The 10,310-nt window shown below is 53.8% G+C and carries 10 protein-coding genes; all 10 read right to left on the bottom strand.

The genetic code is table 11. The annotated features are described in order from the left end of the window. Positions 1-393: 393 nt before the first annotated feature. Complete coding sequence (locus tag EPG66_RS00325; RefSeq protein WP_069026438.1) at positions 394-1,479, bottom strand: acyltransferase family protein; 1,086 nt, start codon at positions 1,477-1,479, stop codon at positions 394-396. A 464-nt stretch (positions 1,480-1,943) separates the two neighbouring features. Next, a complete protein-coding gene (tcyN, locus tag EPG66_RS00320) occupies positions 1,944-2,696 on the bottom strand; it encodes an L-cystine ABC transporter ATP-binding protein TcyN (protein WP_010247571.1) in 753 nt (250 codons plus the stop codon). Beyond that, positions 2,693-3,361, bottom strand: coding sequence for a cystine ABC transporter permease (tcyL, locus tag EPG66_RS00315; RefSeq protein WP_003854540.1), 669 nt, complete (start codon positions 3,359-3,361; stop codon positions 2,693-2,695). Before tcyL ends, tcyN begins: the two co-directional genes overlap by 4 nt. Continuing rightward, positions 3,361-4,161, bottom strand: coding sequence for a cystine ABC transporter substrate-binding protein (tcyJ, locus tag EPG66_RS00310; RefSeq protein ID WP_033787602.1), 801 nt, complete (start codon positions 4,159-4,161; stop codon positions 3,361-3,363). Before tcyJ ends, tcyL begins: the two co-directional genes overlap by 1 nt. A 113-nt stretch (positions 4,162-4,274) precedes the next feature. Beyond that, the gene (locus EPG66_RS00305) at positions 4,275-5,261 is read right to left on the bottom strand and encodes a D-cysteine desulfhydrase (protein ID WP_109650587.1); all 987 of its coding nucleotides are present in this window, start codon (positions 5,259-5,261) and stop codon (positions 4,275-4,277) included. Positions 5,262-5,477: 216 nt separating this feature from the next. Beyond that, the gene (gene fliZ / locus EPG66_RS00300) at positions 5,478-5,981 is read right to left on the bottom strand and encodes a flagella biosynthesis regulatory protein FliZ (protein ID WP_010247591.1); all 504 of its coding nucleotides are present in this window, start codon (positions 5,979-5,981) and stop codon (positions 5,478-5,480) included. A 50-nt stretch (positions 5,982-6,031) separates the two neighbouring features. Further along, a complete protein-coding gene (locus EPG66_RS00295; protein ID WP_003854529.1) occupies positions 6,032-6,754 on the bottom strand; it encodes an RNA polymerase sigma factor FliA in 723 nt (240 codons plus the stop codon). Between the two features lie 144 nt (positions 6,755-6,898). Continuing rightward, on the bottom strand, positions 6,899-7,867 hold the full coding sequence (locus EPG66_RS00290; protein ID WP_010247595.1) for an HNH endonuclease signature motif containing protein: 969 nt from the start codon (positions 7,865-7,867) through the stop codon (positions 6,899-6,901). Positions 7,868-8,045: 178 nt separating this feature from the next. Beyond that, positions 8,046-8,816, bottom strand: a complete 771-nt coding sequence (locus EPG66_RS00285; protein WP_031593426.1) for a glycosyltransferase family 25 protein — start codon at positions 8,814-8,816, stop codon at positions 8,046-8,048. Positions 8,817-8,981: 165 nt separating this feature from the next. Then, positions 8,982-10,184 carry a flagellin lysine-N-methylase gene (fliB, locus tag EPG66_RS00280; RefSeq protein WP_182685605.1) on the bottom strand — a complete coding sequence of 401 codons (1,203 nt, stop codon included), beginning with the start codon at positions 10,182-10,184 and terminating at the stop codon, positions 8,982-8,984. Positions 10,185-10,310 lie beyond the last annotated feature (126 nt).

Below are 10,310 nucleotides of genomic sequence, written 5' to 3'. Positions count from 1 at the left end.
CCGGACGCCGGGATTGTTAAGGGGCGGGCGTCCGCCCCTTGACGCGTCCGCCTGCACAGGCAATCTGAAACTCCCCATCGCCTGGCGGGCGGAACCCGCTCAGTGCTAAGGCGCGGCTAAATGACCTGAAACTCCCCATCGCCTGGCGGGCGGAACCCGCTCAGTGCTAAGGCGCGGCTAAATGACCTGAAACTCCCCATCGCCTGGCGGGCGGAACCCGCTCAGTGCTAACGCGCGGCTAAGTGACTTGAAACTCCCCATCGCCTGGCGGGCGGAACCCGCTCAGTGCTAAGGCGCGGCTAAATGACCTGAAACTCCCCATCGCCTGGGCGGGCGTAACCCGCTCAGTGCAAGCCCGCTGCAAAGCGTAACTTCCCCGCTGCCAGGCGTAACTTACCCACTGCTCGCGCCGCCAGGCGCCCTTTTCATTAACGTCGGGAACACAAACAGCGACTGCCCGACTCCGCGATTGGTCAGCGACCAGATTGCCACTGAACAGAGCGAGCAGAGACCCACAATGGCCACCGGATAGAAACAGGCCCAGAGAAACGAAAACCACGCCTGCCCGAACAGATGATGCCGCTGCGCGAACAGAATCGCAGACATACCAAAAAACTCGATAAAAATACGGTGGATGACGTAAATCTGCAGCGTATTGCGGCCAACCCAGTTGAGATAACGCATGCTGAAGTGCTGATTCAGCCAGCGACAGGCCGCGATACTGAATAACACCGCCAGTACACACAGGAACAGACTCTTATCCAGACCGAATAACACATGAATCCCGGCGGCTGCCGCCAGAAGCGCCCAGGGCATCAGATTCTCCCGCCGCCATTCACTCAGGCGCAGCATCGTCTGGCTCCAGAATGCCCCTAACAGGAAGAACACAAAATATTGGGCCAGGCTCTGTGGTCCCCAGAACGGGATCACTTTTTCTGCCGCCAGATAATTCAGCAGGATCGCCACCGCCACCAGGGCCAGCTTATATTGACGGAAAACTTTGGCACAGAGGAAATAGAGTCCCAGCCCATACAGATACCACGAGGTACTCATGGCCATAAAGGTCAGCTTGAGAAACTCGAATAGGGAACCCGCATAGGCGGCATTAAGATTCTGCGAAATACGCTGACCGGTAATTTCAGTGGAGATACCGATAATTGACCACCACTGAATAAAACCCCACAGAATATAGAGATAAAAAAGATTGGTGATGCGACTGGTAAACACCTGCTTCCAGGGCCGGTTCAGAATGCCATTGGTCGCCAGTAATCCCGAGACAAAGAAAAAGGCGGGCATACGCAGCGGCGACAGTACTGTATTAAACTGTATCCATATTTCGGCGGGGATCCATCCGGCAGAGAGATATTTCATCGTCCCTTCAAAGCCGGGTAAAACCGTGTGGTACAGGACCACCAGTAATATGCAGGCGCCCTTAAGGGTATCGACCCACAATATCTGATCTGACTTAGTCTGGTTCATTCAATGACTCCTGCTGTGTAGGTCAGAATGCTGGAAAGTAAAAGCGAGGAAATCAGTATTGCTTTTATGATTATCCGGCAATTATTCGCCATTGAACCGGTGATGAATGTAGCGAAACTCTTAAAAGCCGCAGCGTGGCCCTGTTATCACAGTTATTTACTTAGCAGAACGTTTCCTTACACTTATTAATATCGACGCAATGCGCTAATTAGCAGCGTCGCAGCCTGCCTAAACGATAATATTGCTTCATAATTCAGAGAATATAATTAAGAGAAAGTGGCAACGGGAAAAGCCAATATATCCCCGATGAAAAGAAAAGATTTGTCAGATGTGCCAAAAGGTTTAACAGCGGTAGAGTTATTTATGATATTGCGCCTGCTAATAGCGTGACCATAGCCAGTGGCAGCTTAAAAAATGAGGGTTTTAAACGGGTTAAAACTGCCTTCCGGGGAAGGCAGTGTGGATTACTGATTCAGAAATTTATCAAGGAACTGACGGGTACGCGGCTGCTGAGGGTTACTGAACAACGCTTTCGCTTCGCCCTGCTCCACAATCCGTCCCTGATCCATAAAAATGGCGCGGTCAGCCACATCACGGGCAAAGCTCATCTCATGCGTGACGATGACCATGGTGCGTTTCTCTTCGGCCAGCGCGCGAATGGTGCTGAGCACCTCACCCACCAGCTCCGGATCCAGCGCCGAGGTCGGTTCATCGAACAGGATCACTTCCGGCCGCATCGCCAGCGCACGCGCAATCGCCACGCGCTGTTGCTGCCCGCCCGACAGACGGCGCGGATAGCTCTCTTCTTTGCCGTGCAGCCCGACCTTCTCCAGCAGCGTGCGGGCGCGGGCTACCGCATCCGCTTTCGCTTCGCCTTTAACGATAACCGGCCCTTCAATAATGTTCTCCATCACTGAACGATGCGGAAACAGATTGAAGTTCTGGAAGACAAACCCGACCTGCTGACGCAGACGACGCACCTGCTCTTTCTGCTTACTCTGTGCCAGCGCCGCATCAACGGTAATCTCTCCAACGCGGATGGTGCCGCTATCCGGCACTTCCAGCAGATTGATACTGCGCAGCAGCGTGGTTTTACCTGATCCGCTGGGGCCGATAATGGCCACCACTTCACCGGCGGCCACATCAAGATCGATGTCGTGCAGCACCGTCTGGCCGTTAAAAGACTTCACCAGCTTTCTGACTTCGATGGCGCTCATTTCGACTCCGAATCCTGACGATTAACATGCTGTTCCAGCCGGTTCTGCAACGCAGATAACACCGTTGCCATCACCCAGTAGATCAGCGACGCTGCCAGATACATAGTAAAGACTTCCAGCGTGCGTGAGGTGATCAACTGCGCCTGACGGAACAGCTCCGGCACCTGAATGGTCGCCGCCAGCGAGGTATCTTTCACCAGGCTGATAAAGCTGTTGCCAAGCGGGGGCAGCGCGGTGCGGGCTGCCTGGGGCAGGATCACCCTGCGCAGGGTTTGCCAGCGCGTCATGCCGATACTTGCCGCCGCTTCCCACTGCCCGCGCTCAATTGATGAAATCGCGCCGCGCAGTGACTCTGAGGCGTAAGCCGCGGTATTAAGGGAAAGACCAATCATCGCGGAGGGGATCGGATCCAGCTCAATGCCAAACTGCGGCAGGCCGTAATAGATCATAAACAGCTGGGCGATCAGCGGCGTGCCACGAAAAATCGAGACATAGATCCGCGCCAGCCAGCGAACCGGCCAGAAGCGCGACAGACGCATCAGCGCCAGAATAAAGCCCAGCAGCAGGCCAAAGAACATGCCGCCGATGCTGAGCTGCAGCGTAAACAGCGCGCCTTTTAATAAAAAAGGTGCTGAATCCAGCACCAGTTGAAGACTTTCCTGCATTATTTCGTCACGTCCGCGCCAAACCATTTCTGAGACAGCTTGCTCAGCGAGCCATCTTTCTGCATGTCAGCAATAGCCTGGTCGATCGCTTTCAGCAGGTCGTCGTTGCCTTTACGTACCGCCACGCCCGATTCCTGACGGGAGAACGCATCACCCGCGACCGCCATGGTATTGCCCGTTTTCTTCACCAGATCCAGCGCAGCCAGACGGTCAACCAGAATGGCATTCAGACGGCCAGAGCGCAGATCCTGATATTTCGTCGGGTCATCATCATAGGTACGGATGTCCACGCCCTTCACATTCTCACGCAGCCACTGCTCGTAGTTAGTGCCCAGACCGACGCCCACCTTTTTACCGGCAAGATCAGCAGGTTTGGTGATGGTGTTCGCATTGGCTTTCATGGTCAGCGCCTGAATACCGGAGACCGTGTATGGCGTGGAGAAGTCATACTTCTTCTTACGCTCATCAGAGATGGTGACCTGGTTGATGACCACATCGATGCGCTTCGCGTCGAGTGAGGCCAGCATGCCGTCCCATTTGGTCGGTTTCAGGCTCGCCTTGACGCCCATGTGCTGTGCCAGCTGTTCCGCGAATTCCACTTCAAAGCCGGTCAGCTTGCCCTTTTCATCCTGGAAACTGAATGGCGGATAGGTGCCTTCCAGACCCACCAGCAGCGTGCCGCGCTCTTTAATTTTATTCAGCAGATTTTCCGCAGCAAAGGTTTTAACGTTGACGCCAGCAATCAGCGCCACGGCCATGACGCCCATCACCATCTGACGACCTGCACGAGAAAAGGACATATTCACCCCATTATTGACAGTATTGTGTGTGTGTTTTTATAAGGGCAGCACGGCTTGTCGCTGCCAGTCCGGAAGGATAACCCACGGAGTATAAACTGTTTTATTCGCTTGTCTCAGACCGAAGGATGATAAGCAAATAACGCCGGTGCGCCGCCCGTATGAATAAACAGCAACGGACCTTCACGGCGGAAACGATTCTGGCCCACGCCATCCAGCAGTCCGGCCATCGCCTTGCCGGTGTAGACCGGGTCCAGCAGGATCCCTTCCAGCCGCGCCAGCAGTTTCACCGCAGCCATGCCTTCATCATTGGGTTCGCCGTAGCGTGGCGCAAAGTAATCATCCCACAGGGTAATCGGTGCCTTAGCCTGCACTTCCAGCGTTTCCGCCAGCGACTGACGCAGCCGCTCCACCAGTGGCAACTGCGCCTCAACCTGCCGTGAAACGGTGACGCCCACCAGCTCGGTCTCCGGCAGCAGATGCTCCAGACCCACCGCCAGTCCGGCATGGGTGCCGGCACTGCCCGAGGCCACGACCACGGCGGCGAAATCGACCACACCTTCGCTCTGATGAGCAATCTCCTGCGCGCACTCTACATAGCCTAGTGCACCCAGCGCATTTGAGCCGCCGACCGGCACGATGTAAGGACGATAACCCTGGGCTTCCAGACGCGTGGCCTGTTCAGCCAGCTGTTCCGCAGGGTTATTCAGCGCATCCACCATGACCACTTCAGCGTCCATCAAATCCAGTAACAGTCGGTTGCCGTTGCTCAGGTAGTTTTCAGCGTGGGTGCCAATCGGGTTTTCCAGCAATGCCACGCACTTCAGGCCAAGCCGGGCCGCGACTGCCGCCGTCTGACGCACATGATTGGACTGGATTGCGCCCGCGGTCAGCAGCACATCGGCGCCTTCACGCAGCGCGTCCGCCGCCAGAAATTCCAGCTTGCGCAGCTTATTACCGCCCATCGCCACCGGCGTGAAATCATCGCGTTTGATGAAAATATCGCGACCCAGATAGTCAGAGAGCCGTGGCAGATGTTCTAACGGCGTGGGTGCGCCCAGCAGTTCAAGACGCGGGAATTGGTGTAACAGATGTAAAGACAATGCTGCCTCCGTTCGGACATTCAATTTATCCTTACAGTGTTGCAGAAGATGCGAAAAGGATCACCCTGATTCAGGTGTCAGCAGATGCGGTGAGACAGATGGCAGTGAAAGATGAAGGGGAAAGAAGCGCCGTGCTCCCCCTTCCCTTTACCCGGCTGGCGGGCAAAAGGGGAACGTGCCGCAGGCACGCGGGGGAGCAATCGGTGCAGATCAGGGTTAACCCTGCTGCCAGCCTAAGAACTGATCGTACTTGCGCAGCGCGATGCGGTAATTGTTATTACCGGCATCGGGCAGATCGCTTTCCAGACACTGATGCCAGCTATTTCCCTGAAGCCTGTCGGCCGGGAAATTTCTGGCTTTCAGCATCTCATCCAGACGACGCAGCCGCACCACATATTCACGAATCGTGCTGGGGCTCATCTCTGTCTGTTCAAACAGATACTGTTTAAACGCCATTATGTCGAAGTAATTAGGATGGGTATTACAAAAAATATCACTGCAAAAACGACAAAGCGCGGTCAGTTCGGGCTGAAGTTTCAGCCACAGCTGCTCATCAATCATCTGGTCCATCCGAGCGATGGCCTCTTTATTGATGATCTGGCCACGAAAAACGAGCGCCATTCGATCTAATACCTTGCCACAGTGTGAACAGTTGCTCTGGCTGTGTTTATAGTCTTTAAGATAACGACTTAACGGTCTGGCCTTGGTCTTGGCTCCCATTACTGAGTCCCCGGTTTTTTATAATTTTGAATCGCCAGGAACTGATACTGCTAGCGCGCTCCCGCAAGTCGGGCACGCAGGCGTTTAATCGCCTGACTGTGCAGCTGGCTGACACGGGATTCACCCACGTCAAGCACCGCCCCAATCTCTTTCAGGTTCAGTTCTTCCTGGTAGTACAGTGTCAGCACCATCTTTTCACGATCGGGTAACGCTTCGATCGCTTCAATGACGCGCTCACGCAGACTCCCTTCAAGCAACTGATGAAGCGGATTAGCCTCTTCATGGCCTTCCGTCACCAGCTCCGCGCTGTCGCCGTGCTCTTCCCGATACTCGTCGTAGGAGAAAAGTTGACTGTTGTTGGTGTCCAGCAGGATCTGCCGGTACTCCTCCATGGAAACATTCAGCTGCTGCGCCACTTCCTGCTCAGAGGCAGAACGCCCCAGCGACTGTTCCACTCTGTGCATTGCTCCGGCCACCTCGCGTGCATTACGACGCACACTGCGCGGTGCCCAGTCCCGACTACGAAGCTCGTCGAGCATGGCGCCACGAATACGCTGCACGGCATAGGTGGTAAAGGCTGTACCCTGGAGCGCGTCATAACGCTCTACGGCATTTAACAGCCCTATCCCACCCGCCTGCAGCAAGTCGTCAAGCTCAACACTGGCCGGCAGGCGAACCTGCAGACGCAACGCTTCATGGCGCACCAGCGGCACGTAGCGCTGCCAGAGCGAATGCTTGTCCATCACGCCTTCGGCGGTATAGAAATCGTTCACGTTGACTACCCTGCGTTAATGAAGTTATCGGCATGATTATCCAATTCTGTAGCGTTTTCGATTGGCTGAATAGGCGGGGTAAAACGAGGCTATTTCATTTTTGTTACGTCAGAGTGCAGATCCTTCTGCACTCTTCAGCAGGGATTAACGACGGGCGCGCAGACGTTGCCGGGTGGCGGGCGGCACTGCAGCCCACAGGCTGCAGACGCGACCTTCCAGTTCCTGATACCAGGGCGCAAGATGCTGCTGCGCCTCCTCGCCAGGATGCACCAGAATCTCGCCCGATTCACCATCAATGCTAATCAGTCGATTAATAAACAGCCGCTGCAAATCACTGCGTAAAAACAGGCCGTTATCGATGCTGTTATCTGCCAGTACACCGTCATCCCCTTCCTGCGTGTCGATATGACAGGCTTCCACCCACGGCCAGTTATGCCGTTCGGTCAGCTCGGTGCCGGTCATCACACAGGCGCCGTAGCGGGCTTTGACACCAGCGCTGAATTCCGCCTGGCTGGCGCGCTGCAGCACCCGGGCTTTGACACGACGCCCGACCTCAGTTCCCGGCATCACTGCCGCCGGGACTTTATGCTGCGGCGTACTCAGCACCACGATGAACTGAATGCGCTGCGACTGCGGAAAACAGGGATCTGCCTGTGGATTGAAAAGCTGCCAGTAAGCGTCTTCATCATCCTGATGCATCAGGACCAGTTTATAGCCGCGACTGTTAAGCAGATTCTGTGCCGTGGCGGATTGCGGATCGATCATCGCGAAGACCTGGCTGCTGCCCATCACTTTCCACAGGTTGTCGCGCTTCTCGCTATCGCTGCGACGGAAATAGAGGAAGGAGAGATTCTGCTTAAGGTAGTGCTCAAAGCGACGCAGATAATTTTTACGTTCGTTGTCATGGGAGATGAACAGCAGATCCTCCAGAGGACTGTTGCTCTCTTCCTGCGCAAACACTGCGCGGATTTTCAGCGTGCGCAAGCCGGTTGACGGACTCAGCAAGGCGCGCGCCGTCAACTCTTTATCATCAGGGTATTGCAGAGCATAACGCCGGGCGATCTCTTCAAAGGTCAGCCGCTCACCCGGTAACAGGTCATAATTGAAGCGCATAGACACTCCACAAAGTTAAAATCAAAAATGATGTTGTTCTGTGAGGAGTTATCGGCAGTCTGGGGGGGAACTGTAACCGGGGTGCGAACTCAGGAGTCGGGCAGGACGACAGGGTACAGGCTCATATACGCCTCACCCTGCCCCGGTCACTGCAACGATGGGCGGTCTGCACTACCATCTAACGGTCTGTACTGGCGCTGACCTCGACGATGCGGTGAAGCAGCGGCACCACAGCCCGACGATAGCGATGACGCACTCTGACGCTAATCGGTCGGGCTGCCATTAAACCAGACCAGATGTCGCGTTTCCGCTGGTTGTGCCGTGCAATATCGTTGATCTGCTGGATTGTGGTCTGCTTCGCCACCTCATGCAGCAACACCGGGGCAGGATGCACCGCCAGTAGCTTTATCGCGCCGTACTCCTGAAACAGACACCATTTATCAGCTGCCATCCAGACCGGATAGAGCAGACTGAGAAGTCGCTTAGCCGCCTGCTGATTTATCACATAGGCATGTGCGGTAGTGGCGCTGTAGACAGGATAGAGAGCGGCCGTATCCGTCACCGCCGCAATTACGTTATTGACATATTTATTCACGCGAGATAACAACACCACGGTCGGGCTGTTATCAGGCAACTGCAGTGCAGTACTGGATAATACCGCTGAAAGCGCCGGAGTTAATAGCGCGTCATCTTCCAGAATCAATGCCTGAGTAATGTTTTCATTCACCATTTTGCGATAAATAGTGAGGTGACTTAACGCACAGCCTATTTCGCCCGGCTTGAATGCATAATTAACGGTGCGAGTGTGCTGCGCAATCTCCGCCTCCGTTAACAGGCTGCCATTCACGGCCTGAATAAATTCATAATCGAGACCGGCGGCATCGCACTGCGCCGCCATAATGGCGCGACGCTCAGTTGACGAGGCGAGATTGATGATAAAAGTTTCCATGCTGGGTTTGTATTCCGGATAGGTAATATGCCTTAAACGACCAGCATACTGCCCGTGGCATAACCCGGAATGCGTCAAAAGAGCGCTAAACCCAGACCAGCGATGAAAACCTGGTCTCATTCAGGAATGTAATGAATAAAGGCTCCGCCACTGCGGAGCTTTTATTCATTTAAGCAGGTAAATCAGCGACAAATCGTCATTGACCTTAACCTTGTTAATCTCTGCCAGAAACGCACTCACCGACTGTGAACTGTGTTTTGTTATTGAGTGGTAGCTGTAGATGATATTGATAATATCCTCTTCATCAATCGTTCCGACCAACTCAACGCTGGCGGCTATCAATGACTTAAGCTGGAACCATTCTGCCGTGAGAAGATACAGGCTCAGTAACGGGCTGCGACTCTCGTCATTAGGGAAAAATTCATCATAAATGCGGTACTGAATATAGTTGTTCATTATCCACGGGCGCTCAGCGAGCCAGGGCATAACCTGCTTCTGCCAGACGTTGTCCAGCCGGATCATCGACTGACTGACGTTGTCGGTTTTGGCGCCTTCCGACAAAATATAAATCAGCTTATTCAGATAGTGATCCAGGGTGGGAAAGGCACGCCTGTATGTCTTTGCGCCGAACCAGGTCTGTAATCTCAACAGTAAAGACCATTGCAGATTATAGTCAGGCTTAATCTGGTCAAGCTGCCGCCTGATTTCGCCCTGTGCCAGATTATCAAGCACGTCAGAAAAATGACGCTCCATCTTTTCCAGCCAGTCCTCCTCAGGACTAACTCTTTCAGCAGCCAGCAAAAAGGTAGCCAGTGCGTACAGCGCTTCATCCAGCTTCTCACCACTCATTTTAACAATATTGAGACACATCAGATTGAGCAGCTTCTTGTGCTGATCAAGATCTTTGGCTTTATTGGCTTCTGGCTGGGTATGAATGGTCTGTTCGAATAGCATCGCATCGGGTGAGGCTAATAACTGCCGGGTGGCTTCCGGGCAGGAAAGCACCAGCGTCTTTTGCCGCTCATATTTAAACGTCCTGGCTGAACGGGGATAGGTAGAGCAGGTCTGACTCAATGCCTCAGCGCCCAGACTGGCGTGTACTTTGCACAGGAGGTCTTCACCCATAAAAGCACAGTTGCCAGATGAATTCAGCTTCATGGTGCCCCAGTTGGCAACGCTTTTTCCGGTAATGACGATGTTTTCGGTCGCCAGGGTTTTGATTTCAATCTGAGAGGTTTTTAAATAGCGCCGGACCGTGGGCTTATCCAGATTGATATCCCAGCCTTTGCAGCAGTGATCGCGACACTCACTGCCAATACATTTAAAGGCAGTGACAAACAGCGGTTCCACAACAGTAATATTTTTCATTTTTACCTGCTCAACCAGGGTGCTAAAAAGCAAGAGGGTGAGTGTCAGGATAAATTAAAGTGAGGAAATTGATTGGCAGAGAAAAGATTAAAAACCAGGTTAATCGTACGCATAAAAAAAACCCCG

Source organism: Pantoea pleuroti (assembly GCF_014156615.1).
Lineage (GTDB): Bacteria > Pseudomonadota > Gammaproteobacteria > Enterobacterales > Enterobacteriaceae > Pantoea > Pantoea agglomerans.
The sequence above is the reverse complement of the archived record's forward strand: the minus strand, read 5'-3'. Positions and strand labels throughout refer to the sequence as shown.